26 protein-coding genes and 2 pseudogenes are annotated in these 24,518 nt (G+C 47.2%); 11 read left to right on the top strand and 17 right to left on the bottom strand.

The features are described 5' to 3' along the window. Positions 1-439 precede the first annotated feature (439 nt). Positions 440-1,171 carry a hypothetical protein gene (locus tag MTP39_RS05035; RefSeq protein ID WP_249241682.1) on the top strand — a complete coding sequence of 244 codons (732 nt, stop codon included), beginning with the start codon at positions 440-442 and terminating at the stop codon, positions 1,169-1,171. A 186-nt stretch (positions 1,172-1,357) separates the two neighbouring features. Here the strand turns inward: MTP39_RS05035 and MTP39_RS05030 are convergent. Beyond that, a pseudogene (locus MTP39_RS05030) lies at positions 1,358-1,534 on the bottom strand (DUF6061 family protein); the annotation flags it as partial. A 141-nt stretch (positions 1,535-1,675) separates the two neighbouring features. Here MTP39_RS05030 and MTP39_RS05025 point away from each other — a divergent pair. The 7 genes from MTP39_RS05025 to MTP39_RS04995 all read left to right on the top strand — a co-directional run bounded on the left by MTP39_RS05025 (position 1,676) and on the right by MTP39_RS04995 (position 8,990). Next, on the top strand, positions 1,676-4,171 hold the full coding sequence (locus tag MTP39_RS05025) for an FtsX-like permease family protein (RefSeq protein ID WP_249241680.1): 2,496 nt from the start codon (positions 1,676-1,678) through the stop codon (positions 4,169-4,171). Then, the gene (locus MTP39_RS05020; protein ID WP_249241679.1) at positions 4,168-4,845 is read left to right on the top strand and encodes an ABC transporter ATP-binding protein; all 678 of its coding nucleotides are present in this window, start codon (positions 4,168-4,170) and stop codon (positions 4,843-4,845) included. Before MTP39_RS05025 ends, MTP39_RS05020 begins: the two co-directional genes overlap by 4 nt. A gap of 155 nt (positions 4,846-5,000) precedes the next feature. Beyond that, positions 5,001-6,113: an ABC transporter permease gene (locus tag MTP39_RS05015; protein WP_249241678.1), complete on the top strand. Its 1,113-nt coding sequence runs from the start codon at positions 5,001-5,003 to the stop codon at positions 6,111-6,113. Continuing rightward, positions 6,110-7,285, top strand: coding sequence for an ABC transporter permease (locus MTP39_RS05010; RefSeq protein WP_015537024.1), 1,176 nt, complete (start codon positions 6,110-6,112; stop codon positions 7,283-7,285). The genes MTP39_RS05015 and MTP39_RS05010 overlap by 4 nt, the downstream gene beginning before the upstream one ends. A gap of 17 nt (positions 7,286-7,302) precedes the next feature. Then, a complete protein-coding gene (locus tag MTP39_RS05005) occupies positions 7,303-8,013 on the top strand; it encodes an ABC transporter ATP-binding protein (protein ID WP_015537023.1) in 711 nt (236 codons plus the stop codon). Between the two features lie 49 nt (positions 8,014-8,062). Continuing rightward, positions 8,063-8,479, top strand: a complete 417-nt coding sequence (locus tag MTP39_RS05000) for an IS630 transposase-related protein (RefSeq protein WP_015537022.1) — start codon at positions 8,063-8,065, stop codon at positions 8,477-8,479. Continuing rightward, positions 8,427-8,990: an IS630 family transposase gene (locus tag MTP39_RS04995; RefSeq protein ID WP_177714407.1), complete on the top strand. Its 564-nt coding sequence runs from the start codon at positions 8,427-8,429 to the stop codon at positions 8,988-8,990. Before MTP39_RS05000 ends, MTP39_RS04995 begins: the two co-directional genes overlap by 53 nt. 1 nt (position 8,991) lies before the next feature. Here the strand turns inward: MTP39_RS04995 and MTP39_RS04990 are convergent, their stop codons facing one another. From MTP39_RS04990 to MTP39_RS04930, 13 genes and pseudogenes are all read right to left on the bottom strand, one after another. Next, positions 8,992-9,297: a DUF6061 family protein gene (locus MTP39_RS04990; RefSeq protein ID WP_015537021.1), complete on the bottom strand. Its 306-nt coding sequence runs from the start codon at positions 9,295-9,297 to the stop codon at positions 8,992-8,994. A gap of 122 nt (positions 9,298-9,419) precedes the next feature. After that, positions 9,420-9,737, bottom strand: coding sequence for a hypothetical protein (locus MTP39_RS04985; protein WP_249241677.1), 318 nt, complete (start codon positions 9,735-9,737; stop codon positions 9,420-9,422). A gap of 92 nt (positions 9,738-9,829) precedes the next feature. Next, positions 9,830-10,129 (bottom strand): hypothetical protein, encoded by a 300-nt coding sequence (locus MTP39_RS04980; RefSeq protein WP_249241675.1) that lies wholly within the window; start codon positions 10,127-10,129, stop codon positions 9,830-9,832. 13 nt (positions 10,130-10,142) lie between these two features. Then, positions 10,143-10,529, bottom strand: a complete 387-nt coding sequence (locus tag MTP39_RS04975; protein ID WP_249241674.1) for a TnpV protein — start codon at positions 10,527-10,529, stop codon at positions 10,143-10,145. Continuing rightward, positions 10,526-13,048: a recombinase family protein gene (locus tag MTP39_RS04970; RefSeq protein WP_249241673.1), complete on the bottom strand. Its 2,523-nt coding sequence runs from the start codon at positions 13,046-13,048 to the stop codon at positions 10,526-10,528. The genes MTP39_RS04975 and MTP39_RS04970 overlap by 4 nt, the downstream gene beginning before the upstream one ends. Positions 13,049-13,138: 90 nt before the next feature. Beyond that, positions 13,139-13,666, bottom strand: a pseudogene (locus MTP39_RS04965) (type IV secretory system conjugative DNA transfer family protein); the annotation flags it as partial. Next, complete coding sequence (locus MTP39_RS04960; protein ID WP_249241671.1) at positions 13,663-14,127, bottom strand: PcfB family protein; 465 nt, start codon at positions 14,125-14,127, stop codon at positions 13,663-13,665. The pseudogene MTP39_RS04965 and the gene MTP39_RS04960, both read right to left, overlap by 4 nt. A gap of 24 nt (positions 14,128-14,151) precedes the next feature. Then, positions 14,152-14,589 (bottom strand): DUF3846 domain-containing protein, encoded by a 438-nt coding sequence (locus MTP39_RS04955; RefSeq protein WP_249241670.1) that lies wholly within the window; start codon positions 14,587-14,589, stop codon positions 14,152-14,154. Positions 14,590-14,596: 7 nt separating this feature from the next. Continuing rightward, complete coding sequence (locus tag MTP39_RS04950) at positions 14,597-15,046, bottom strand: hypothetical protein (RefSeq protein ID WP_249241669.1); 450 nt, start codon at positions 15,044-15,046, stop codon at positions 14,597-14,599. A gap of 59 nt (positions 15,047-15,105) precedes the next feature. Then, a complete protein-coding gene (locus tag MTP39_RS04945; RefSeq protein ID WP_249241668.1) occupies positions 15,106-16,038 on the bottom strand; it encodes a ParB/RepB/Spo0J family partition protein in 933 nt (310 codons plus the stop codon). Then, positions 15,995-16,822 (bottom strand): ParA family protein, encoded by an 828-nt coding sequence (locus MTP39_RS04940; RefSeq protein WP_249242034.1) that lies wholly within the window; start codon positions 16,820-16,822, stop codon positions 15,995-15,997. The genes MTP39_RS04945 and MTP39_RS04940 overlap by 44 nt, the downstream gene beginning before the upstream one ends. Before the next feature lie 4 nt (positions 16,823-16,826). Beyond that, entirely contained in the window at positions 16,827-17,693 is an 867-nt protein-coding gene (locus MTP39_RS04935) for a DUF6017 domain-containing protein (protein WP_249241667.1), read from the bottom strand. Positions 17,694-17,697: 4 nt separating this feature from the next. Then, on the bottom strand, positions 17,698-17,952 hold the full coding sequence (locus MTP39_RS04930; RefSeq protein ID WP_097793444.1) for a hypothetical protein: 255 nt from the start codon (positions 17,950-17,952) through the stop codon (positions 17,698-17,700). A gap of 133 nt (positions 17,953-18,085) precedes the next feature. On the opposite strand from MTP39_RS04930, the gene MTP39_RS04925 reads away from it, so the two are divergent. From MTP39_RS04925 to MTP39_RS04915, 3 genes are read left to right on the top strand one after another with little or no spacing between them, the layout of a single operon-like run. Next, positions 18,086-18,286 (top strand): helix-turn-helix transcriptional regulator, encoded by a 201-nt coding sequence (locus tag MTP39_RS04925; protein ID WP_223383572.1) that lies wholly within the window; start codon positions 18,086-18,088, stop codon positions 18,284-18,286. A gap of 49 nt (positions 18,287-18,335) precedes the next feature. Further along, the gene (locus tag MTP39_RS04920) at positions 18,336-19,361 is read left to right on the top strand and encodes an AAA family ATPase (protein ID WP_223383571.1); all 1,026 of its coding nucleotides are present in this window, start codon (positions 18,336-18,338) and stop codon (positions 19,359-19,361) included. Next, a complete protein-coding gene (locus MTP39_RS04915) occupies positions 19,343-21,892 on the top strand; it encodes a S8 family peptidase (protein WP_249241666.1) in 2,550 nt (849 codons plus the stop codon). Before MTP39_RS04920 ends, MTP39_RS04915 begins: the two co-directional genes overlap by 19 nt. 154 nt (positions 21,893-22,046) lie before the next feature. Here the strand turns inward: MTP39_RS04915 and MTP39_RS04910 are convergent, their stop codons facing one another. The 3 genes from MTP39_RS04910 to MTP39_RS04900 are packed head-to-tail and all read right to left on the bottom strand — an operon-like array spanning position 22,047 to position 24,303. After that, positions 22,047-22,655 carry a Fic/DOC family protein gene (locus MTP39_RS04910; protein ID WP_249241665.1) on the bottom strand — a complete coding sequence of 203 codons (609 nt, stop codon included), beginning with the start codon at positions 22,653-22,655 and terminating at the stop codon, positions 22,047-22,049. A gap of 45 nt (positions 22,656-22,700) precedes the next feature. Further along, on the bottom strand, positions 22,701-24,068 hold the full coding sequence (locus tag MTP39_RS04905) for a hypothetical protein (protein WP_158403462.1): 1,368 nt from the start codon (positions 24,066-24,068) through the stop codon (positions 22,701-22,703). A gap of 46 nt (positions 24,069-24,114) precedes the next feature. After that, the gene (locus MTP39_RS04900; protein ID WP_097775100.1) at positions 24,115-24,303 is read right to left on the bottom strand and encodes an antitoxin VbhA family protein; all 189 of its coding nucleotides are present in this window, start codon (positions 24,301-24,303) and stop codon (positions 24,115-24,117) included. Between the last annotated feature and the right edge of the window lie 215 nt (positions 24,304-24,518).

Below are 24,518 nucleotides of genomic sequence, written 5' to 3'. Positions count from 1 at the left end.
AATATGGCGAAAGGTAGCTTTGGTGTGCTCCCCTAATGCTGGATGTCCACTGTTAGGGAGCATACTATCTGTACGCACACCGATTTCGTTACAAGTTTTCTCTATTTTGATACAAAATCGTGGACTTTGACGGGTTCTTGTGCTTTGATATCATTGATAATAGCTAGAGTGGAATTTGAGATGAAAGGGAGATTCCGATGCAGAACTTAACGCATTAACCAATTTCGCGCATGTACATTCAGATGGTGAAGTTCAAAAGATTTGATTGTTCTGAAAGAATCACACACACCTTTGTAACGGCATTTGCTGTCGTAAACGTAAATAGCATCTAAAAACTTTACAGCATCAGCTGGACGTCCCCGAATCAATCGTCTAGAATCGAATTCAATTCGGGTTCCATATTTCATCTTACTATGAATCGGTTGAATAGGAGTGTCTTATGAAGAAAAGTTTAACATTCTCCTTTGCTATGTTACTGGGGGTAGTAGTTCTTCTAAGTCCGGTCTCAAATGCACTTGAAGCAGATATGAGCAGTTCAATTACGTATAGGCCGGAGGATACACAGATTTGCTATGTCTCTGAAATAGATGAGGTTATAAGCAATACGGAAATTGACAAATCGGTTCGACAAACCGTGAAGGAACGAGCCCGCACCGGAGCAACTTTCTACTCTATAACACCAGAATCGCAGGAGCAGATCGAGCAGCTGTTCGGCGTTCATTTTGTGGAAAACGCTTTGCTGGATACCATGGAGCATAGCATTGCCCAAAAAGATCAAATGAATGTCTTTTTCAATTCCTCCACCAAAGTCATGGAGACGGAATATACAAGATACTGGCTGGACGGAAATGTAAGTATTTCACTTTGCGCCAACACATTTTATGATGTGGATGGAATGTGTGGTTCTCAGAAAATGTATACGAAAACATTCCCTGAACAGAATTACAGCATTTCCAAAAAGCTTTACACATCGAAGTCAGGAAAGTGCTTTGAAATCTATACAGTACAGGATCGTGCTGGCTGTACAACTGCACAGTATACCATGTTCCAACACCATGCAACAGACTATGCCCTTTATGTCCGCAATGAAAATGCTCAAAAAAGTGAGACGGCTGGTATTCCAAACGATTATCTGCTGACCTTACTGGATAGTTTCTCCTTTGAAAACTGATCGTTTTAAGAAGCTTGGTTGCACGCTATTTGTTGTTACACATAACTCAGATATTATGCAAAGAGAACTGCCGGTCATTCAGATTTGAAGAGAATCGGTTCTGAAGCAAAAGAACAATAATGTACAACAGCCCTCTATTTGCAACGACTGCAAGTAGAGGGCTGTTGGGAATATTTTAATTAAAGGTTAGTCTTCTAGTCTGCCATGGTCACAGCTAAGTGAGAGATAATGCTCAATCTCACCACCCAGCACAAGCTGGGCATACTCCAAGGGATTGTTGTATAGCAGCCAGTCCAGCTCTGCCCGCTGTGCCGGAGTGTTGCCGTATTCATCCTCAATAGCGATGCAGATAAACAAAACTGTGATTATGCAACAATTTTTCCATGAATTTATGTGCAGTCATACGATGTTTTAAAACAAGTGTAACAAACTTCCTCTAAAAGCGTTATTGTAATAGAAAAATTCATTTTCTAGGTGCGTGTAAGACATAGGGGAGGACGGCGTATGAAAATCAAAGAAAGTCCATCGATCATTCTGGCGTTTCATGGGATGCTTGGCCGCAAGAAGCAGACCAGCCTATTGCTGCTTTTGCTGACACTGGTTTTCTCGTTCCTGACGGCGGCGGTGATCTACTCCGTCAGCTCTGCACAGGTATTGCAGGACACCCGCTGCGAACTATACGGCGCGTGGCAGTACCTGCGTTTGTCGGATACTGCTGCGGACGCTGCACAGGCACAAAACACCTTGCCCGCATCCGCACAGGTCAGCACAGTGATCCAGAATGGAATCGTTCTCGGCGCAGACGATGGCGTGGCGGGCGGGATCGGAACGGTAGACGATACCTTTACACAGCTGGGACGTATCGTGCCGATCAGCGGTGATTTTCCCATGCAGCCCGATGAGATCGCCATGACAACGACACTGTTGGATGCGCTGGGCTGCTCCTATGACGTAGGGCAGACGGTCACGCTGAAGGTCGCTGCCAATGATTACGACCCGCTGGCAGGCTCCGGCACAGTGATGGAAAAGGCCTATACCCTGTGCGGTGTTCTTCCTGCCTATGATGTTTATTGGAATCTGAACGGCAATCTCACCGTCAGCGGCATTGTAGCAGAGCCGCTTGCCTTGGACGGGCAAAAGTTCCAGACGTTTTATTATCTGAATGCAACCGCACCCGTGACCGCTTCGACCGACCCTGCTTTAGTGGCAAACGAGTATGCCTACCCGCAGGAGGATACCGTTTCGTCCTCCCTGCGCTTTTTGCTGGTCGCAGCGATTCTGGTCAGCTTTTTTGCAGTGGCGCAGTATTTCCTGATCGTTCTGCACAAGCGTGTACATACCATCAATACCTTCCTGACGCTGGGGGCTAAGAATCGGGATCTCCGTCTCATGTGCCTGTGGGAGGCGCTTTTTGCCGGGCTTGCAGCAGTTGCTGCTGGGTTTGCACTGGGCTGCGGTGCTGCGGCAGTCGGTCTGGGGTTGCAGAAGCACCTTTCGTTCTTAGTGGTCCCCGCTGCATCTCTTGTGCCACTGGCGGTGCTGTTTCTGCTCTCCGTACTGCTGGGCGCACTTTTGCCTGCGGTGCTGGTTCGCCCGCAGACCGCAAAACCCCAAGAGAAGCCTGCAAAAAAATTCCGCTTGGCACAGCTGCCGCTTGCACCGCAGATCGGTGTCGGCTGCGCGGTATTGCTGATTGCCGTCAGTTGTCTGTATGTCGGCTGGCGTGTCATGCTGCCGTATGATCTGGATGCACCGTATGCCTGTCTGTCCATCAAGATGAACGGAACCTCCGGGATGCCGTTTTCTTTAAAGGATGACCTCGCTGCATTGCCCGGCGTGGAAGAGGTTTCCGCCGCAATTGATCTGACCGATATCTATACCGTGACGTCCGACAAAATCCAGTCCAGCCAGATGCTTGCCGATATCTGGGTCAAGGGCAACGGTTTCTATACGGACATTTCGAACTTGATGCAAAATGCAGAAAAAGGAACGCTGAATACGGCCGTCTGCGCCTTGCCGGATGATGAACTGCGCCGCATTGCCGCAGATGCCGGCGTTTCGGACGAGGAAATAGAGACGCTGCTGGCAGGGGATTCTGTTTTGACCCTGTGGAGAGATTGCTATTATGACCCCGCTGCGGATGAGTATTATCAGGGCTTCCAACCGGATGGCAGTACGTTGGTTGAACCGGTTTTTGCGGCCGGAGACAAGTTGAGCATCCAATACCGGCGTTATACCGGGCAGGATGAAGCCGGGAATGAGGTCTACCGGACGTACACCGCCCAGCTGCCCATTGCCGGTGTCGTAAAGTCTGCAAGCAATTACACACTGCTGACAACAGACCGGATCATTTTCAGCGGCACGATTTTTGTCAGTACGGCTCTTTATCATAAAATGTTTGAGAGCGCAGGAAGCTACCATATGGAAAAAGAAGGATACAGCAGCCTGAATGTAAAGCTGGCTGCCGACAATAACTTCTCGCTGCGGCGTTCCATTGCATCCATTGCCACACGCAGAAATGGGATTCTGAGCGCAGACAACTACGATCTGCTCAGCCAGAGCTACACCGAGGGCACACAGAGCGCTTTCCTTGTCGGCATCCTTGCTGTATTCGGGGTCCTTCTGGGGTGTGCGCTGCTGGTGGTTTTGAATCTTTCGGCTTATGAAGTCCAGCAGCAGCGGCTGTCGCTTCTCCTGACGCTGGGCGTTTCCCCGAAAAAACTGGTGCTGTCCTATGCAAAGCTGCTGCTCCCGGTCATCGTTGGGACAACGCTGCTTGTGAATATCGTTGTCTATGCGGCGGTCTCGCGCATCGTTCCGATCCAGAGCATTCTAGACCTGATCCGTATCCATACAAGCGGACGGGTGTTTGAATTCCATAAACCCGTGGGAAGTCAGATCATGGTCAGCATTCTGCTGATGGTGTTTTGGTTGTCCGCAGCGTTGCTGCCGATCTTCTCTTTTATTCGTAAAAAAGCATCCAAGGGGGACATTTTATGAAAGATAAAATTCTGGAAGCTGTACAGATCTCCAAAACCTACGGGGAAGGAGAAAGCGCTGTTCACGCCCTCAGAAATAGCGACCTGACCCTTGAAAACGGTACATTTGCGTCCATCATCGGTTCCAGCGGCAGCGGAAAATCCACGCTCCTGAAAATTCTGGGAGGACTTCTGCCGCCCACCACCGGAAAAGTTCTGCTGGATGGGCAGGACATTTATGCGATGAATGCGGAGCAGCTGGCACAGGTGCGGCGGCAAAAGATCGGATTTATTTTTCAGGACTTCCGCCTGTTCCCGGAGTACACGGTGCGGGATAATATTCTGATTCCGTTCTATCTGGATCATAGAGCACCGGATGAACAGATGCTCCATAAGCTGACCGAGATCTTGGGTATTGCTGGCAAACTGCATTCCCGCCCAGCGCAGCTCTCCGGTGGACAGCAGCAGCGTGTGGCGATTGCTCGTGCGCTCATCGCAAAACCGCGTATCGTTTTTGCCGATGAACCAACCGGAAATCTGGATACACGGACGGGTGAGGATACGATGCGGCTGCTAATGGAATGTGCTGCGGAGTTCGGGCAAACGCTTATCGTTGTCACGCATAACCCGGAAATTGCGCAGAAGGCGCAGCAGATCATTCGGATCGAGGATGGACAAATTCTGAGCAACATTTGATCGATTTGATTGTATGTTGAAACCTTAATAGAATTTGAAGAATTATCTCCGGAATCTTATCTTGTACGTACTGAAGATGGATTTTGGGTATCTGATGCTACACAAGGCACTCTCTATCATATAAAACGCTCAAATTCTCCCTCTGAGGTATCTTGATGAAAATGAATAGTTTTTCTTATTACATTTGGCTTTCAACCGTGCAATTTTGTCATGAATTTAAAATCAATGTGATTTTGATTGTTTCTATGGCATTAGGGCTACTGTTCCCTATTTTTTGTCTTGGCAACATTAATGTATTCGTACAGAACGTCGAGACTATGCGTATTCAGGGGGGAGCAGATACAACCGTGCTTACTTTATATGGCGTGGATGTCGCATTTCAGGATGTTCAAAGAGCTATACAAAACGTAGGAATAAAGTCGGCAGATTTTGCCCTCATTGCGTATTGCAATAGTACTGTAGACTGGAACGATGAGCGTCACAGTGAGGTGGTCTATTATACAACTGAAAACATCACAGACTTTGAAATGTTTGTACCTGTAGCAGGAGAATCCGTATTTTCTAAAAATCAAAATACATGCATTATAGAAAAAGCGGATTTGGAGCAATATGGTGAGTTGTCTATAGGCGATACTGTCACGGTTGACGGTCAAGCATACAAGCTGGCGGGTGTTTATTCTTCTGTGCGCAACAACGGCAAAATTTTCCTTCCGCTTGCGCCGCAGACCAGTAAAGGCGCTTTACAGTACAGTCGAATCTATTTTCGCAATACGCAACAAAGTGATTTAGAGCGTTTGTGCACTGCGCTCGAAACCATTGGACTGAAAGTTCGTAGCGTTCGCAATGGTGAGCAGGACTTTCAAAAGCTTCTCAGTCAGTGCATCCAACAGTCAGTTCTCATATTCAGTGCGGGGGCTGTCAGCCTGCTGTTTGCAGGTCTTAACATTGGGCTCGTGCTTACCGGAAAAATCCTACACAATAAGCGGCTCATTGGCATACATATGGCGCTGGGCTCTTCTTACAGCACGGAACTTTTCTCCGCATTGGTAGAAAACCTGTTGTGTTTCGCTGCTGCGTTTATCCTTGATTTGGCGCTTGTGCAACTTTTGCGGCCAACGGTTCCCCAAACCTTTGCTCTTGCCCTTACTGCTGGTGTATACATCGGAGCGTTTGTCTTCGGAGCAGGAATGGTATTGCTTGTCACGTGGGCCACCATGCGAAATTTGAAAAGAAGAAAGCTTGTAGAATTGATGGAGAGGGTGTCATGATGTTATATCCGCTCTACCGTGCGGTGCAAAAGCTGTGGCTGAACCGTAAAACCTATCTTTTTCTGCTTATAGAGTTTGTGCTTGGCACGACAGTTGTACTTTGTGGATATTTGTCCGGCAGAGCCGCCACATACCGTTTGGAAGCCTACGAAATGCAGAGCAGAAAAAACAGTATATCCATTCAGTATTATGGCGGCGATGGTCTCAATGCTGCCGTAACACCTGAAGATTATGCCAAATTATGCGAAATATATGGCTCGGAGTATAGCTTTTCATATCTGTTGTTTGAACGAACAATCTATACATTTGAGCTACAAGAGGATAAGGTACAAGATGTCATATTATCTTCTATGGATGAGAACACTTTTGAATTCTTCTTCGGCGTACAGCCAGAACCGGATACTGTTTATTTCGGTGCGCAAATAGAAAAGGACTTGCCCAACAGATTGTTTTTTGGGCGTGATTGGTTTTTGCTTGATGAACAAGGCGCAACGATAAACGGACAGCTACTGCACACAGCAACCTTACCCGACAATTCTGATTTCTTACTATTGAGCGCTATGGAAAGTGAAAATGTGGATACCGCGCAGCTTATCGTTTTGCCGTTTTCGCAGCTAAATATGTTGACTGCCAATGCTGACGCCCCCATGGCCTATTTGAGCGTATTTTTACAAAGCGGACAGGGTATTGACGATGTACAGAGAATTGCCGATTGGCTACAAAGCCGTCATCCGTCCTACAGTTATACGGTGTCTGACCAACGCGCGGAACTCAAAAAATCCATCCGCGATATAACGCAATGGATGGAGCTGTTTGTATGGGTAGCAAAATGTTCGCTTGTCATTACAACGGTGGGCATCATTGGAGTTTTACTTATCTATGTAGAACAGCGCAGACGAGAATTCGTTATTGCGTTGACTTTGGGGGCAACACACGGTACGCTTATTTTTGAACTGTTTTGCGAAGTGTTGCTTTTTTCACTTTTGGGAGGTGTAATAAGTTTGCTGTTAACAATATTTATTGCACCGCAGCTTTCCACTGTGACATTCACAGTGCGTTTTTCCTGGACATGCGCGATACTTGCAATAGGCATAGCATTTGGAATCACGCTTATATGTTGTGTATGTACGATCCTCGGCACGCGTAGTCGCTACCCAACGAAGATTTTATAGCGTTAAAAGGAGCAAAAATGAAACCGATTCTAAAGCTGCAAGATGCAAGTAAAATTTATCGGCAGGGTGGTGTGAAAACTGTAGGGATCGAGGCGGTAAACCTTGAAATCTATCCTCACGATTTTGTCGCTATTACAGGTCGTTCAGGCTGCGGCAAATCGACTCTGCTAAACATTTTAGGCTGTATGGATGAACTGACAAGCGGCAGTTATTTCTTTGACGGCGAGGACATTACACGACTGAAAAGTAGAGCCGGCGCGGCATTACGTAACGAGAAAATTGGCTATGTATTCCAAGCATTCAACTTGGTTAATGAAATTAGCGCGCTTGAAAACGTCTGTATGCCGCTTGGTTATGCGGGTGTGTCCAAACGGGAAAGAGATGCGGTTGCACATGAACTGCTCGCACGCGTTGGCATGGCCGAAAAAGCCAACAAGCGACCAGTAAATCTTTCTGGCGGTGAACAACAGCGCGTTGCCATTGCAAGAGCGCTGGCTCGTTCGCCGCGTGTGTTACTGGCCGATGAACCTACCGGCAACTTAGACAAAGCTAACAGCCTCGCCATTATGGAACTGTTTTCAAGTTTCAATCGCAGTGGCATGACGATTGTTATGGTAACGCACTCTCCAGATGTGGCAGCGTACGCAAGTAGGCAAATACATATCTGTGATGGAAAAATCATTGAATCCTTTTTGGGAGGAACATATTATAGCAGTCCAATCAAATAAAGTTACAGCTTGACAAAAGGTGTAAAATTGAGTCAAAGAGGCGATTGAAATGTTGCACAATGAAGCAAGAAAACTTCTGATTCAGGCATTGGAGAAAACACACAATGCAAGAGAAGTCGCTGAAAACTTCTCTGTCAATCGAGGCACGGTATATCGCCTGAAAAGACAGCTGGAAGAAACTGGTTCCATCGAAACCAGAACCTATCCTCGCGGACGTAAATCAGCTTTGAGCCGGGAAGGTATCCGCAACATTGAACAGTTGCTGAAAGAGAAGCCCGACATCACGATTGCAGAAATCATAGATACACTTCAACTCAAAGCCTGTAATGAAACAGTTCGTAAAGCAGTGCTCAAACTTGGATATCGTCGTAAAAAGAAATCTCTTCACGCCAGCGAACAGGAGCGTCCCCGATGTGAAGGAAAAACGCAAAGCATGGAAAGAGAATATGTCCGGGTACGCCCCTGAAAAGCTTGTTTTTCTGGATGAAAGTGGAATCAATGTCAATATGACGAGATTTTATGCCCGTTCCAAGGGTGGTTCTCGCGCAGTTGATGCTGTACCTCTGTGGAAACCTCAAAATATGACTGTCCTATCTTCGATTCAACTGAACGGCGAAACTGCCTATACAACATATTCAGGAGGAACAACTTCAGAAAGATTTGTTGATTATCTGAGAAACATTCTTATTCCGACACTTTCTCCCGACTCGGTCGTTGTGATGGACAATATGCGTTCTCACCATACACAGGCAGTAAAGGATTTATTGGAGCAGGCTGGCGTTCAATACCTCTATCTGCCACCGTACAGCCCTGATTTGAATCCTATTGAGAAGATGTGGTCTAACCTCAAGGCTTTTCTGAGAAAGGCAAAAGTTCGTTTGTTGGAGAAGCTGCCGGATGCCGTTCGTGCTGCTTTCAAAACGATTTCTTCACATGACTGTTCTGGATGGTTTCGCGTTTGTGGCTATTCACGCTAATTTATTGGATTGCTATAATTAAAAGCCAATCTTCCAATCTGCCATGGTCACAGCCGAGCGAAAGATAATGCTCAATCTCACCACCCAGCACAAGCTGGGCATACTCCAAGGGCTTGTTGTAGAGCAGCCGATCCAGCTCTGCTCGCTGCGCAGGGGTGTTGCCGTATTCATCCTCAATAGCGATGCAGTCGATGGCAAGGGTAGTGCCATCTTCAAACCGGGCTTCCACCCGGTTGGTGTCCATGTTGTAGCGACAGGAAAGCACTTTTTGAGAGTGATTATGGTCGAAATTCTGATTTTGTTTCATTTGAATAGCTCCCTTAATGATTTTGAAATTTGATTTTCAACGAGATGAGGTCTCTTTTTTCTTTCTCTTGAGTCACCCAACCGCACTATCCTGCATCGCTGGCGTAGATCATGGTCTCCAGCTTAAACATCGTCAATCAGTTCTCCCTCCTCAGATTCGTCAAAGATGGTCGGTCCCCAGTCCTCGTCCTCCTCGATGTCCCGTGACATTTTCTGCATCATGGTATAATGCTCCATCTCGGAACGGACAAAGTAGAACATCTGGTCGTACCAGTCTGCCAGTGTTTCGTCTTCCAACTTCCGGCAGAAGTCAAGCACCAGCTTGTTCTGGTCGGGGTCAACCGTCAGCCCGGCAACTCCGCACAGCCGCTTGCGGGTCAGTTCCAGATCGGGGTTACCGTAGGCGTAGAGCAACTTCTTTTCGTCAAAAGTCAGTTTCATAGGCTTGTACCTCCGTATTAAAAAAGGGCCTGCCCTGTGCAGACCCGATGTAACAAAAAGACCGCCGTGCATTGCGCAGGGCGGTCTTGAACTCAGGATTGGAGAAAATCCCGGAGTTCCTCAGCGAAAAAGGAGATTTTTGCGATAGCAGCTATCGCTATGTAAGGCAGGACGAAAACCACAAATGCGGTAATCAGCATTTTCAGGACTTCGCCGCCGTCTGCCAGCTTCATGATCCAGCTTGCCAGAGCCACGAAGAAGAACAGTCCCGCCAGCAGATTCGTCAGGACAATGGAGAAGGTCGTGAGGAAGATGCCCACCCACTGCGCCAGAATCAGCAGCAGAAGCAGCGGGAGAAGGGCAAGTTTCAGCATCGGTTTCAGCACAGCCATCGTGGGCACCTCCTTATACAAAAATCAGCTCAGACTTGATGATTTCCTCAGCACGGTTGCGGATGCTGTTCATCCGGCGCACCCATTCCAGTTGATCGGCAGCTTTCAGGGCTTCGGTCACACCCTCGGCTTCCTGCATCTGCCGGATGGTCAATGCAAGCTGTTCTTCGGCCTGCTTGTCCAGCTTGGCAAGGTAGCTGCCCAGCACACCGGACAGGAGCAGTTGGTTGTACCGGATGGGGTGCTGCTCCTTCAGATACGTCTTATGTAAGCGGCCCCACCGCCCGGTGGGGTGCTCTGCCGGGGCTGCTGCGGTCAGATTCGGCAGATAGTGGTCATTGACAAGAGTGTAGTCCAGACCGTTGGCATTGTCATGGATGGATTTTTTCATGGTAGTCATGCTGCATTGTCCTCCTGTACGTTGTTTTTTCGTTTTTCGAGATACTTATTGGTTGCTTTCCGTTGCTTCGACCTCCGTTCTTCCAGCTTTTTTGCAGCCTCCGGATCGGTCTTTGCCTGTTCCTTCAGATGGTTGTAGGCTGCTTTTGCACTCTCATTCTGTTTCTGACGCTTTTGCGCCAGCTTTTCTGCGGCGGCAGAGTCTGTCTTGGCTCTCTCCACAAGATTCTGATAGCACTCTACCGTTTTCCGGCTTTGGTAAGCCCGTATCTCTGCCAATTTTCTGGCGGCTTCCGGGTCGGTTTCCGCACGTTTGATAAGGTCGGCATAGTCCGCTTTCCGCTTGTCTGCGTGGGCTTTGTTATACGCCCGCTGCCGTTGGCGGATTTTTTCGGCATACTCCGGGTCATTTGCCATGCGCTCTGCATAACGCTTTTTCTTGCGCTTGCGGGCTTCGGCGTCCTTCGCTAGCATTGCATCTCGTTCGGCGATTGCTTCCGGGTCACCGGCTTCTGCAAGGGCTTTCAATTCCTTGCGGGTGCGCTTTGCCTTATTCTTCTGTTTTTCTGCCTTCCAGCGTTCGGCTTCCTGCATCTTTTCCAGCCGGATGCGCTCTTTTTCCTCCATCGTGCGGAGATACTCAGGGTCGGCTTCTCGTATCGCTTTCAGTTCTGCCCGCCGCTTTGCACCCTGCAGTCTTTTTCGTTCCCGCTCAGATTCCAGCTTTGCAATGGCCTCCGGGTCTCCGGCTTGTGCAGCAGCTTTCAGCTCGTTCTGCCGTTCCCGATACCGTTGCACTGACTTCTGCCGCTTTTCGTTTTTCTTCGCTTCTGCCTGCTCGTCGATTTTCCGAACACGCTCTTCCTCGCTGATTTCTTCGGCAGGGGGATGATACTCCCCGATGAAGTTGAAATAGATGTCGATGCGCTGCTGCCGGTATCGTGTCCGGCCTCCGGTCGGCGCATGGACTTCCACCTTCTCGATAAACGCATACAGCATATCATCGGTCAGGACTTCGCAATCCTGATATTTACGAACCAGCGCAACAAAACGTTTCGGGTCAACCTTGGATGTCATAGAATCTCCGGCTTTTGCTTCTAACTCCTTGATGCGGTTTTCGCATTGCTCCTGTTCCTCGTCATACTGCGCCATCAGGCGCTGAAACTGACGGTCAGGCAGCTTGCCGGACAGATTGCTTTCGTACAGACCACGGATCAGGTTGTCCAGCTCATCCATCCGCTTTTTGGCATTGGCAAGGTCTTTTTTGTTCTCAGCGGATAATCCCTGCTTCTGGCTCTGCCATTGCGCCTGCAATTCTTCAATAAATGCGTCCTCATCTTCCAGAACATAATCCGACACCGCCTGAATGCTTTTCAGGATGGCTTCTTCCAGAACGGACACCTTAATGGAATGAGATGTGCAGCCATCGTATCGGTTTCGATACCGGACACATTGGAAGCCTGAATCGGAATCGAAGTGTCTGTTGTCCGGGCGGCGAACGGAATCCGGACTTTTGTACGACATTCGGTGTCCGCAGTCTGCACAGAAAATCAGACCGGACAGCCGATGCGAGTAGGTGCCGTTCTGGAGTTTTCTCGGAGAACGCTTCCGCAGCTTCTGCGCTGCATCCCAGACCTCCTGCGTGATGATGGGTTCATGGGTATTTCGAAAAATGATCAGCTCGTCCTCGGATGCCTTGCGGCGTTTCTTGATTTTGAAATTCTCGCTGATCGTCTTGCCAAGGATCGTGTGTCCCAGATATTCCTGACGGTCAAGAATATAGCTTACGGTCGTATTGTTCCAGCAGTATGGGTCGTGAAAGGATGTGTTGCGGTTATTCTGCGGTTGATACTTCTGGCTGTATGCAGACGGAATCAGCACCTTGTCACAGGTCAGGGTGTCGGAGATCTCCGTCAGTCCGGCTCCATGTGCAGCCATATCGAAGATCTTGCGGACAACGGCGGCGGCTTCTTCGTCTACATATAAGGTCTGCTTATCGTCCGGTTTGCGGTAGTAGCCATAGGGAATGGAACCGCTGACACGGTTTCCTTCCTTCATCCGGTTGCGGAACACAGTCTTGATCTTATTGCTGGTGTCCTTGGCGTACCACTCGTTCATGATGTTCAAAAACGGAGTAAAGTCGCTGGATGTGGGGTTTGCGCTGTCTACGCCGTTGTTGACGGCAATAAACCGGACACCCTTGTTGGGGAATAACAGCTCGGTATAGTTGCCGACCAGAAGATAGTTCCGTCCAAAGCGGCTCATATCCTTCACGATGACGGTGGCGATATTTCCGGCTTCCACTTCTTCCAGCATGGCCTGAAATCCGGGGCGATTGAAATTTGTTCCGGTATAGCCATCGTCTGTGAAGTGCCGGATGTGGGAAAAACCCATCTGTCGGGCGTAGTCCTCTAGATACTTTTTCTGGTTCAAAATGGAGTTGGATTCGCCTTGCAGCTCATCATCACGGGAAAGCCGCTCATACAGAGCCGTATAGCGTTTTTTCTCTTTGTCAGGCACTTTTTTCACCTCCCTTTCCGTTTTCATGTAAAGACCTTTCGGTCTTTCAGAAGGTTTTGTTCCTTCTATATTCTATTGTACTCAGTTTTTCCCATTGGGGTCTGTTACCACATAGGAACTGTGACATTGTAAAAGGTTGGGCTTGAGCCAAAACCGGGTCTTTCCGCTGCCGGAGCCGCCCACCACCAGCACGTTTTTGTTCCGGGCATTCTTGGGGTCAGGCGGACGATTGGACATCATCAACCTTTCCGTTTTGGTCAGGATGATGTTGTCTGCAAACTTGGGAGCCATGAACGGCTCAATGTCCTTGGCGGTGCCCCACCGGGCAGAGCCGTATTCCATACCATGCCGGTACTTTTTTGCGTTTTTTCCACGCAGATAGACCGCCAGCCGCAGCCCTGCGCCGCAGCACAAACCCACCAGAATATCAAGCGGATGCAGGCTGGGCAGAGGGTTTGCAAACGCCAGCGGAACGGTGCCCATCATGGACATGATCTTATCGCCAAGTTCTTTGCCCTCGGCAAGCCGCCATGCTTCACCAAAGTTGGTTGCCACCAGCCCCAGCAAAATATAGGGCAAATACAGCGCCAGCAGTTTTGTCAGCTTTTTCGTGGTCACAGCCCACGCTCCTGTTCCTTATGCCGGACTTTGCCGGGGAGTTCTGCCGCCGCCTGCACCAGTTCATGCAGTTTTGCCAGCACCGAGGGGCGTTTGTCTTTGTTCAGTAGAGATGCCGAATACTCTTTGAACGCCGAGTTGAAGGCTTCTGCGTCCGGGGCTTTGAAAAAGACCAGATACCGGGGCGGCACTTCAGAGCTGTCCTTGCGGATAGCGTAGTCGATGCCGTACTTTTTGGCATAGCGTTCCAGCCCACGGATGCCGGTCTTGCTGATCTCTACGCTGGACACACCCCGGTTTTGCCGCAGAAGGGTGCGGACGCTTTGCTTACCTTGGGATGCTTTGGACTGGTACAGCCGAAACGCCGCCTTTACCGCCCGGAGGACAGTCCGGGCGGACAGCTTTGTGGTGGAGATCATAATGTTGAATGACTTCTGTTCGATTTCTTCCTGCACTGCCATCACCTCCCGTGCCGCAGGGTGATTTTAGCGGTCATGCTCTGCCGAGGGCTTGGTGCGGGGCTTTTCTGCGGGAGGTTCATCCGGCACCGGCAGCACCAGCAGACGGTTGCCCAACTTCAGAAAGGCTTCCGGCTGATGAAAAAGCTGCTCGTACTTCTGCACCAGTTCCGGGGTCAGGGATGCAAAATCCTCCTCGCCCAGCCCCACAACCAAAAAGGTTCCGGCAACGGCATCGTACATCTGCCCGTCCTCATCCCGCAGGGCACGGTTCAGGGGCAGTCCCATGAGCTTGCCCTCGTCATTGCAGATGATGGCCACCGGGTCTGCAAAGGGGTAAACAGCATCAATCGAGCCACCCACAGCCTGCTGCAAGGCTTTCAGGTCGTTGTCAATCTCGACCTGCTGCGGATGCTGTCCCGGTGCAATTTTCAGCACGGACAGGGTGTTTTCATTCTGTTCCATTCACACCTCAGTCGATGCAGATGCAGGTCAGCTTCTGCCCATCTGCCATCAGGGTGGTGCTGTGACTTTCCAGATAGGTCTGAAAGCGATAAATGTCCTCCACTGTCAGGGACACGATGGTACTGTGCCCATTGGTGCGGTAGAAGATGACCGGACCTGTCAGGTACCGCTTGCCTGCCAGCTTGAGAACCTGCGCCGGATTGTAGCTGATAAACAGCGGCGCACCCTTCACGGAAATCAGGGCATCGTCCTCGTCAAAACAAGGCAGAACGGAAGGGGCATCCTCCTCCATGATAATGGTCAGCTCCATATCGGGACCGATGGCGGCAAGGTACACATCCTTGCCTGCTGCCTTGGTCAAACAGGATGCCGCCTGCTTCAGCATGGTCAGGATGTTCACATCCACCGTGATCTGCGGGGCGTGAGTTGCGGAGTGAAAAGGAATCGTATTGTTCATAGGCGTTACCTCCAAATTCTTGCAAACAAAAAAGACCCCATCGGGTCTTACGTTACGGGTCAGCGCTCGTTGCGGCGCTGCTGCTTTTTCTGCCACGCATCCAGAAGCTGGATGATCTTCTCCTCCATCTGTTTGGGCGTGTAGCTGCGGGGGAAATACTTCCGTAGGGTCTCGTTTTTGATGGTCACGGTGTCTTTCTCGCTCTTTTTCTCCTGTCCCATCACATCAAAGGCTTTTTCGTAGCTGAACTCTCCTTGCTGTGCCATCTTTTTCAGTTGCTGCGCCTGCGATAAAGACGGCGCATTCTGGGTGTCCTCCATGGCTTCTAAAAAATCCCGCTGTTGGCTTTCGTCCAGATAGGACAATTCCACAGCGGGATTAAAAGCGATTTTCTTTTCGTCTACCATGTCCAGCAGTTCCGGGATAAGGTTGGTCAGGCGGATAAAACGCTGGATTTGGTTGCGACTTTCACCAAGTTCTTCGGCCATGATTTGGTCGGAACGTTTTTGTGTCCCAATTTGGGACACATTTTCTTTTGACGGTCTACCGCTAGTTCTTCGCATGGCATCCAGTTTCATCTTGTACGCCAAGGCGCGTTCACTGGGTAAAATGTGTTCACGCTGAAGGTTGCTGTCCACCATCAATATCACAGCAGCATCGTCCGACATCTGCCGCACAATGACCGGCAGGGTATCCAGCCCGGCAAGTTTAGCTGCATACTGGCGGCGGTGCCCGGAGATGATCTCGTAGCCGTCACCGTCCGGGCGAGGTCGGGCAATCAGCGGAGCCAGTACGCCGTACTGTGCGATGCTCTCCACCGTCCGGGTCATGGCTTCATCGTCCAGCACCTTGAAAGGGTGGTTGGTGAAGGGGTGCAGCGCATCAATGGGAATCTGCTGTACCTGCTCCCGTTGTTCCTCCTGTCGGTTTTCTTCGGTGGAGAACAGGTCATCTAGCCCTTTCAGAGCTAAGTTTCCGCTGTCGATCGGCATCCGCCAGCACCTCCTTCGCAAGAGATTTGTAGGCTTCTGCCACCTTGCCTTTGGGGTCATGCTGGAAAATGCTTTTGCCTGCCGCACTGGTTTCAGCCGCTCGGACAGACCGTGGGATGGTCTGCTCAAACACCTTCAGGTGCTTTCCGTATGCCTGCCGGATCAGATTGCTGATCTGCTTTCCATAATTGGTGCGGCTGTCGGTCATGGTGAGCAGAATACCCTCGATTTTCAGCTTTGGGTTGATCTGTCGCCGCACTTTCTGCACGGTCTGGAGCAGCTGCTCCAAGCCCTTTGCCGAAAGATACTGTGCCTGCACAGGAATCAGGGCAGCATCTGCCGCCGCCAGTGCGTTGATGGTGAGCATCCCCAGCGAGGGCATACAGTCCAGCAGAATAAAATCGTACTCCCGTTTGGCACCTTCCAGCACCTGTTTCAGTATCTTTTCCCGATTCATGCTGTTCACCAGAGCCACTTCCAGCCCTGCCAGTTCGATGTTTGCCGGAATCAGGTCAACGCCCTCCGCGTGGTGCAGAATGCCCTCACCGGGCTGGATGGGCTGGTCGTTCATGGCTTTTGCCATCAGGGTGGAAAGAGTGGTGGGCAGTTCATCGGGTTGCTGCCAGCCCATGCTGATGGTCAAACTGCCCTGTGGGTCAGTGTCCACCAGCAGAACTTTCTTGCCCTCCATCGCCAGCCCGATGCCCAGATTTTCACAGGTGGTGCTTTTCCCCACACCACCTTTTTGATTGGTGACTGCGATAATCGTAGCTTTCTTTGCGATAACATCACCCCGCTTTCGATGAACCGCGCGCAAAGTCGTGGTTCGTCTTGTTCTGATAGTAGAGGTTCATGGTGGTGGGCGCATTGTAGAGCATCGCCAGCAGATACTGCTTCATGTTCCGCACCGGGGCGGTGTTCTCTGCCAGAGATTCCAGCACGAAGCGGATGTGGTCGGCGTTCAGTTTCATAAACCAGCTGCGTACCACCTCGGCAGGCTTGTCATCTCCGGCAATCCGCAACATCTTGCGTTTGGTAGAACAGGTGTCCACAAGTAAGTCCACGATCTGGTAGATGGTGTCCTCCTCGTCCGGGCAGAGCCGGAGCAGAAGTTCTACCTCTAACGCCTGATAAAAATAATCCTCAAGCTGCTCCCGGATTCCCACGGAATAGATAGGGTCAGGATCGTTCCACTCTGTCTTATTCTTATCAGTCTTATTTGCTTGCGGTTTTGACTGCTCCAGAATTGCGCTTTCGACAGCACCAGAATTGCTATTTGGGCAATTCTGTACTTGCGCTTTTTGCAGTCCAGACGAAAAGTCCTTGACGTAGATCAGGCTGGGTCTGCCCAGACCACGGCGTTTGCGCTCAATGAGGTCCATCTCCTCCAGTTCCCGGAACAGCTTGACCGCCTTGTGTTCGGCGCAGCAGAGGGATTCCTGTACTTCCCGGACGGTGTAGATGATATACACCCGCCCCTGCTCGTCCAGCCAGCCGTTCTTGACCGACAGGCTCATGCGGTCCAGCAGGATGCCGTACAGCGTCCGGGCATCGGTGGAGAGCTGCCGGAAGCGGCAGTCCTGAAAGAGTGCTTTCGGAATACGGAAGTAGGAAAACAGTTCGCCCGACTGCCCGTAGAAGTAGTCGTAACTCATGGCATTAACGGATCATCAGCTCACGATCTGCGGCACCTTTCATATACATAGCTTCTGCGATGTCACATTCTGCCAGTATGACTGCGGATTCCAAATCAAGGTACTTGCGTTTCTGTTCATCGTTCAGCATCCGAAAGAACTCCCGTTCGATTGCGTCACGCTTACTTGCTGCCGGTTGGTAGCGCGGTGTTTTCAGCAGTTCCTCCCATTCAGGCTGTACGGCTTTGTTAAAATAGTTCAGCATAAAGTCTTTATCCATTGGCATCCCCCTTTTTTATAAATCATCAATAGGCCCTAAAAGTTTATATTATCTCTATTGTAAAGAAGTATAGCACATGCTATACTATAACAGTAGATATAATATAGCACATGCTATATCTGGAGGACCGATTGTGACATTTTCTGAATTTGTTATTTCTGTACGTAAGAATCTCAACTTGAGTCAAAAACAATTAGCTGCCGCGATTAACGTAAGCTACTCGACAATTAACCGTTGGGAAAATGGTCACGTTATACCAAGTAATCTGGCAACCAAAAGTTTTCTTGATTTTTGTGAGAATAATTTCATTGATATTCCTAATGGCCTGCTGTAATGCCGCTTGCCAATTATGAATTATTGGAAATTTTAGGAGGTATTCAATTATGGCAAGAGCAGATTTGCTATGTGAATTGGTGAAATATGGATTAATTAATGATCCCACGAGTTTTAGAAAAGCAGCAGAAGCTTTATGCGCTGAGGAACGTGCGAAACAGCATACAGTTCTTGCAACAAAGATTGATGAGCTATTAAAAAACTCTCGCAGACCAATCGCAAGGGAAAGTACAAGCGCACCCTCTATTGTTCGCGGAAATATAAATGAACAACTGCTTTTTTCTGAAAAAATCCCGCGAAAAAGAATGGAGCATCTGATTCTGCCAGAATATGTTAAAACGGCTTGCCGAGATTTAATTAACGAGCAAAATCGTTCTGATTTATTGCAATCCTATGGTATTGAGCCGCGAAACAAGTTATTACTAATTGGCCCTCCCGGAAATGGAAAGACTTCACTAGCCGAGGCAATAGCTGAATCTCTAATGGTTCCATTGCTTACAGTTAGATATGAAGGAATTATTGGTTCTTACCTCGGAGAAACCGCATCAAGGCTTTCTAAATTATTTGAATATGCTAAAACAAGAGAATGCGTTCTGTTCTTTGATGAATTTGAAACACTTGGAAAAGAACGTGGCGATGTCCATGAAACAGGTGAAATTAAGCGTGTTGTAAGCTCTTTACTAATGCAAATCGATGCGCTTCCAAGCTATGTTGTCGTGGTTGCTGCTACAAACCATGATACTCTACTTGATAAAGCGGCTTGGCGAAGATTTCAGATTCGTTTAGAAATTCCGAAGCCAACTCGAAGTAATTTGGATGAATATTATCGTTTCTTTGAAAAGGAGAAAGATTTTCGATTTGGTTTGCAATCAAGCACACTAGCAAAAAAAACACTAGGAGTAAGTTATGCAGAAGCCGAAGAATTTGCACTATCAATTTACAGACAATATATTTTAAGTTTGCCAAATGGGAATGCAAAAGAAATCACGGAGAAATCCATTCGTAGTTGGCAGTCACAAGTAATTACTGCACACAAAAATCAGGAAGGAGTAGAAACATGCCAGACAGACCTTTAATATTGTTTCCGTCTCCGGAACGCGCAGATCGCGAACGCAAAGCCCCGTCATTTCCAAGAATTATGAAGCCTTCTTTCAGTAGACAATTTGCTCGATTGCAACCGTCTTTTAATGTTCTCCAAGCTGCTTTTGAACAGAAAAATCTAAAAATCCAGCAATCACCAACAGGGATAAATCCCGAATTTGCTCTTGTTTTTGAAATAATTGGAACAGTCGATAATTTTTATACTGCAGTAAAAAACACAGATGGTCTCGAATGGATGTTTGATATTGAAACAGACTCTTTTTTACCAGATGATGATTTTTACTCGATTTCGAGAAATGGCCAAAGAGATGAAGGTCTTTTAAATGGCAAACTATATTGCATAATGTCTAACCAACAGGCGATGTCTCAGCTGTTGTCACTGTGGCAAAGGTATCAGGATGGTGAAACCGATGTATTTAAACGTGGTTTTGCAGGACTTCGTGATGTCTTTACCCATATAAAAAATATAAGAAGGTGGAATGCGCAGGACAGGATTGCAGAAACGCATGCTATAGATTATTGGCGTGAATCATTGGAATTTGACGGAAATTCTCCAGTCCCTTTTGAAATCGAATTATTCTTTAGATCTGATTTTCAAAAAAGGCATATAGCAGTGGATACAATTTCTCGTGAAATACAATCTTTAGGGGGACGTATAATTCAGGAGTGTGTAATAAGTGATATATTTTATCATGGTATGTTGGTTGAACTTCCTAGGATAGCTATTGAAGAATTGGTTAATAACTATGAAGAAATTGAGTTGTCAAAGGTTGACGACATTATGTTTTTTCGGCCTGTTTGCCAGTCTGCATTTATCTCCGAAAACGATTCAGAAGTATGTACACTAACAAAGGAATCGCCGCTGCCAGTGGGCGACGCTGTTGTCGCTGTTTTCGATGGAATGCCTATGCAAAATCATCGATTGCTTCGGAACCGTGTTATTATTGATGATCCAGATGATTATGCCACAGACTATGAGAGTAAATATCGCATTCATGGTACTTCTATGGTATCGCTTGCTATTTACGGGGATCTTAATAGAAATGATACGCCTATTAGCAGTCCTGTATATGTGCGTCCGATTTTACGCCCGAAGCCTTGCTTTGAGGGAATGGAAGAAGGCATCCCTGATGATCATATGCTCATTGATACTCTTCACCGAGCAATAAAGCGAATGATGGAAGGAGATGGAGAATCACCAGCTACCGCACCAAATACTAAAGTAATCAATTTGTCTATTGGTGATCCTGTGCGTCAACTAACAGGGATAATGAGTCCAATTGCGCGTTTGCTCGATTTTCTTGCTTATAAATATAAAATTCTGTTCATAATAAGTGCTGGAAATCATCCTGAAATCATAGATTTTGTGAACAAGCCGTTCGATGAATTAAAAGCTCTTAATATGAGTCAGCGAAACAAAGTTTTTGGCGATGCCATTAATAATAACCAATGGAATCTAAAAATACTTTCCCCCTCTGAAAGCTTGAACGGATTGACAATTGGCGCATTGTACGATGATTTCACAAACCCCGCTGAAAATTCTCGTTGCATTTGGGCGGTCGATAAAGGAATGCCATCTCCAATGTCTGCAATTGGAAAAGGGTATCGATCAACTATTGCTCCAGATCTGTTTTATTACGGTGGTAGAAAATTCATCAGAAAAAATCATGACGGAACAAGCACATGGATTACGTCTACACGCGAACCGGGATGTTTATCCGCTGCACCGTATGAAGCTGGTAGTAAGGATGGTTGCGCTTTCTATTCAGGAACAAGCGATGCAGCAGCTCAAATAACACATGAAGCTGCGAAATGTTATGATGTTCTAAATCAGTTGTTTCTCGAAGAAACGGGAGTAGGTATACTTCCCGAATCCACAGCTATTCTGTTGAAAGCTATGCTTACCCATGGTGCTTCATGGGAACCTATTGCTGAAAAACTTTCCCTTGCAATGGGAAGTTCACCGAAACAATTGAGTAAATGGCTTGGGAATGGAATACCCAATATAGACCGTGTTGTTGAGTGTACGAAAGAACGTATAACTCTCATCGGATTAGGAGAAGTTAAAATCGATGAGGGCGAAGTTTTTAGACTACCTCTGCCAGTAGATTTTTCGTCTCGATTGATGAAAAGAAAGCTAACCGTTACATTGGCCTATCTTTCTCCTGTTGTTCCTAATAAACAGGCTTATCGCGGCATACAGTTGTGGTTTGACGTTGATGATAATGGAAAAGGTCTCGTACCTGACCGACTAAATACTGAATGGCAAGCCGTTCGGAAGGGCTCGTTGCAGCACGAGATTTTTGTTGGTGAAAAAGCAATTGTCTGGAACGATGAGGATCTTATCATCAAAGTGAACTGCAAAGCTGATGCTTGTAAAAAAGTAAAAACAGCAATACCTTATTGTTTGTTCGTTAGTTTTGAAGTCGCAGAAGGTTTTGATGTAGACCTCTATACCGATGTGGCTACAAAAATTCATCAGCGTGTTGAAATTCAGGATAGTTGACAGCAACCGTATATTATCAACTATAAGATTCATGAAAGTTGTACTCGTTGTTTTACAGGTGCTCTTGAATTGTTAATATAAAAAGCCGCTTCGATTCAAAATGAAAAGAAGCGGCTTTTTATACAGATTATGCATTCTGGTTCGTAGACTATTATTATGTATCTTTCTTTTCGATGCACTGCCGTAGAACATCACAGAATGCCATATCATCGTCTACGGCAGCGATTGCGGCGTTGATCAAGGTTTCCCGGTCGGTGTTGCCCCAGTTGATGTGCAAGCCATATTCCAATGCCATGCAGCGAATCAGTTCACGGGTGCTGCGGCCATTTCCCTCACGGAAAGGGTGAATGATATTCAGTTCCGCCATTGTCTGCGACAGATTTTGAATCTGCTTTTCTTCATCTTGTTCGGCAAGCAGCTTCTTGGAGCGAATATTCTTGAACACGCGCTCCAATTCTCGGTCAATCAGGTCTGGAGGGTAGAACATCGTGTCACCCTTGCTGATCTGTTCCTTGCGGATATGTCCTGCAAAGGGGTACACATCTTCAAAAAGGAAACGGTGAATCCGAAACAGGTGAGTTTTGGTAAAACGTCCCTTGATTGGCTCCTGCAACAGAGCCATCTGTTTAACCGCCGTAAATTCTTCTTCGGCCTGTTTCAGTTCTGCTTTGTCATGGATATTCAGCTTGTTGATCAAAACATCCGTATCGGGGTAGCAGTACATGGATTGCACCGTGGTGTAGACATCATACTTCGAGAACATAATCAGCCTTTCTTGATATACTGCATCTAGTTCATATGTAACACGTCACGTTATACCAACTGTTACAAACAAATTAAAGTCATGGGCCAAGTCTATAACAGTGTTTTCAAAGGAATCAATATCATTCTCAATTTCGATAATTATATCATCGGGGAGAGAATCTGCGCCTGGAGTATTTTCTTCTTTGATTTTCTCAAATTTTGCTCTTGTTAATTCTTGAATATCCATACAAAGATACCAAGCTTCAGAAAGTGACATTACTAAAGCATATCTGCTGGAACCTTTTTCTGGCCGAAATGCTTTTATTAGTGCAATTAATACTTTGCAAACCGAGCAGTAGCGTTCATACAAGGTTCCTTGTTTATGATAATGCGTATGCTGCCGTGTGTAGAGAATTTCTTTGTAAAAAGTTTCTAGTCTGTCTATTTGTACCTTATGGTGGTTGTAAAATTTCTCCGTGAAATCCAAGAATTCCATTTCATCAGTTTTGTTTGTATCGTTAACTCCAAAAATTTCTTGAAGGTCAACACAATATCCGTTTTTGTCAGGATGTTTTGCGGGCATGGCAATATTATATCCACAATCGTTTCGTACCAACTCATTATCAGAACTTGAATAATACCGCACACCGATGTAATCCGTACTGTTTTTTATCCAAATCATAAGCATTTGGGGAATAATATAAGCTTCAACAAACGATTTCCCCTTTTCTTTTGCAATGACTGAACAAGAAGCAATCAGTGGAAGGATAAAACAATATCCTCTGGCAAAAGACTTGCGTTCATCTTCCGTCCAACGATCTTTTGGAAGTTCAGAAATAAGACTACGTGTCGATGTTAAAGGATTGAGATCTAATTGAATCAATTTTTTGTCATGCTTGACGGCCTCAAATTTCGCCCATTGAAATGAATCAGGCATTTCACACTCATACCATGCTACTCGTTTAGCACTTGCCATATAGCTACATGGCATTCCGGGAACACTAAATCGATTTGCAGATGCCAAGTATCTTAAATTGCATGGAATGTGCAGGAATTGAAGTCGGTTATATTTATTATTTCCCGCTATAATCCGATAGTATGGAATAGCATCAGCCACATAAGCACTTGACTGCCCAACTGGAGCGGTCGGCAGATGATTCTTCGCACTATCCATGGCCTGATTGAAAATATTAAAAGCTTCGATGTAGCGGTTATCTACATAAAGCTCATACGCTTGCATCAGTCTATCAGAAAAAATTTTAATTTGTTCTTTTTCTTCAGAGGTCATGAAGGTAGTTATCATGATATTCCTATTGTAATCATCCATCCAATTCTTCAAGCACTCATAAACTGTTTGCATACCTTGGTCTAGCGGAAATCGATATTCTTTTATCCATGAAAGCTCACAGTTCCAATCAAATGCACTTGGCATATTTAATCTCCTACATTTTTCCACCTATTTATCATGGGGAGTCTGTTCAGCCCTTCTTCGCGTACTTTGCGCGCAGTTCATTCACGACCTGCTGATAGCTGGCCTGACCGCTGCCAATGCGGTCAAGGTTGCTTCGTGTATCTTTGCTGATGGTCATGCCCTCAATGGCAAAGGTTCCATACACATTGCGGAGGTTGCTCTTATGCTGGGCAGGGGTAGTGTGCTTGGCGCTCATGGTTTGGCCTCCTTCTGATTTACATAATACTATATAAAGTTTATCGTGTATGTGTCCTATTGTCAATCTATAACTCGTTGTCAAATGTAAAAAGCTCATCTTCCATTCATCAAGAGTAGAAGTTGCGCTTTTACGTTATATCGTATTTTATTGTAAATTGGGATGCGATACATCTGAATCCCATGTGAGTTACATCTCAAGGGCCTGTAGCTCAC

The organism is Faecalibacterium sp. I3-3-33, assembly GCF_023347295.1.
In the GTDB taxonomy this organism is placed as follows: domain Bacteria; phylum Bacillota; class Clostridia; order Oscillospirales; family Ruminococcaceae; genus Faecalibacterium.
Note: the sequence above shows the minus strand (reverse complement) of the source record. Positions and strands in the feature narration are given on the sequence as shown.

What these genes read in the sequence shown, in the direction of transcription:
- MTP39_RS05035 (WP_249241682.1), top strand. Translation starts at nt 440, where the DNA reads ATGAAGAAAAGTTTAACATTCTCCTTTGCTATGTTACTGGGGGTAGTA.
- MTP39_RS05025 (WP_249241680.1), top strand. Translation starts at nt 1,676, where the DNA reads ATGAAAATCAAAGAAAGTCCATCGATCATTCTGGCGTTTCATGGGATG.
- MTP39_RS05020 (WP_249241679.1), top strand. Translation starts at nt 4,168, where the DNA reads ATGAAAGATAAAATTCTGGAAGCTGTACAGATCTCCAAAACCTACGGG.
- MTP39_RS05015 (WP_249241678.1), top strand. Translation starts at nt 5,001, where the DNA reads ATGAAAATGAATAGTTTTTCTTATTACATTTGGCTTTCAACCGTGCAA.
- MTP39_RS05010 (WP_015537024.1), top strand. Translation starts at nt 6,110, where the DNA reads ATGATGTTATATCCGCTCTACCGTGCGGTGCAAAAGCTGTGGCTGAAC.
- MTP39_RS05005 (WP_015537023.1), top strand. Translation starts at nt 7,303, where the DNA reads ATGAAACCGATTCTAAAGCTGCAAGATGCAAGTAAAATTTATCGGCAG.
- MTP39_RS05000 (WP_015537022.1), top strand. Translation starts at nt 8,063, where the DNA reads ATGTTGCACAATGAAGCAAGAAAACTTCTGATTCAGGCATTGGAGAAA.
- MTP39_RS04990 (WP_015537021.1), bottom strand. Translation starts at nt 9,297, where the DNA reads ATGAAACAAAATCAGAATTTCGACCATAATCACTCTCAAAAAGTGCTT.
- MTP39_RS04985 (WP_249241677.1), bottom strand. Translation starts at nt 9,737, where the DNA reads ATGAAACTGACTTTTGACGAAAAGAAGTTGCTCTACGCCTACGGTAAC.
- MTP39_RS04980 (WP_249241675.1), bottom strand. Translation starts at nt 10,129, where the DNA reads ATGGCTGTGCTGAAACCGATGCTGAAACTTGCCCTTCTCCCGCTGCTT.
- MTP39_RS04975 (WP_249241674.1), bottom strand. Translation starts at nt 10,529, where the DNA reads ATGACTACCATGAAAAAATCCATCCATGACAATGCCAACGGTCTGGAC.
- MTP39_RS04960 (WP_249241671.1), bottom strand. Translation starts at nt 14,127, where the DNA reads ATGGCAGTGCAGGAAGAAATCGAACAGAAGTCATTCAACATTATGATC.
- MTP39_RS04955 (WP_249241670.1), bottom strand. Translation starts at nt 14,589, where the DNA reads ATGGAACAGAATGAAAACACCCTGTCCGTGCTGAAAATTGCACCGGGA.
- MTP39_RS04950 (WP_249241669.1), bottom strand. Translation starts at nt 15,046, where the DNA reads ATGAACAATACGATTCCTTTTCACTCCGCAACTCACGCCCCGCAGATC.
- MTP39_RS04945 (WP_249241668.1), bottom strand. Translation starts at nt 16,038, where the DNA reads ATGCCGATCGACAGCGGAAACTTAGCTCTGAAAGGGCTAGATGACCTG.
- MTP39_RS04935 (WP_249241667.1), bottom strand. Translation starts at nt 17,693, where the DNA reads ATGAGTTACGACTACTTCTACGGGCAGTCGGGCGAACTGTTTTCCTAC.
- MTP39_RS04930 (WP_097793444.1), bottom strand. Translation starts at nt 17,952, where the DNA reads ATGGATAAAGACTTTATGCTGAACTATTTTAACAAAGCCGTACAGCCT.
- MTP39_RS04920 (WP_223383571.1), top strand. Translation starts at nt 18,336, where the DNA reads ATGGCAAGAGCAGATTTGCTATGTGAATTGGTGAAATATGGATTAATT.
- MTP39_RS04915 (WP_249241666.1), top strand. Translation starts at nt 19,343, where the DNA reads ATGCCAGACAGACCTTTAATATTGTTTCCGTCTCCGGAACGCGCAGAT.
- MTP39_RS04910 (WP_249241665.1), bottom strand. Translation starts at nt 22,655, where the DNA reads ATGTTCTCGAAGTATGATGTCTACACCACGGTGCAATCCATGTACTGC.
- MTP39_RS04905 (WP_158403462.1), bottom strand. Translation starts at nt 24,068, where the DNA reads ATGCCAAGTGCATTTGATTGGAACTGTGAGCTTTCATGGATAAAAGAA.
- MTP39_RS04900 (WP_097775100.1), bottom strand. Translation starts at nt 24,303, where the DNA reads ATGAGCGCCAAGCACACTACCCCTGCCCAGCATAAGAGCAACCTCCGC.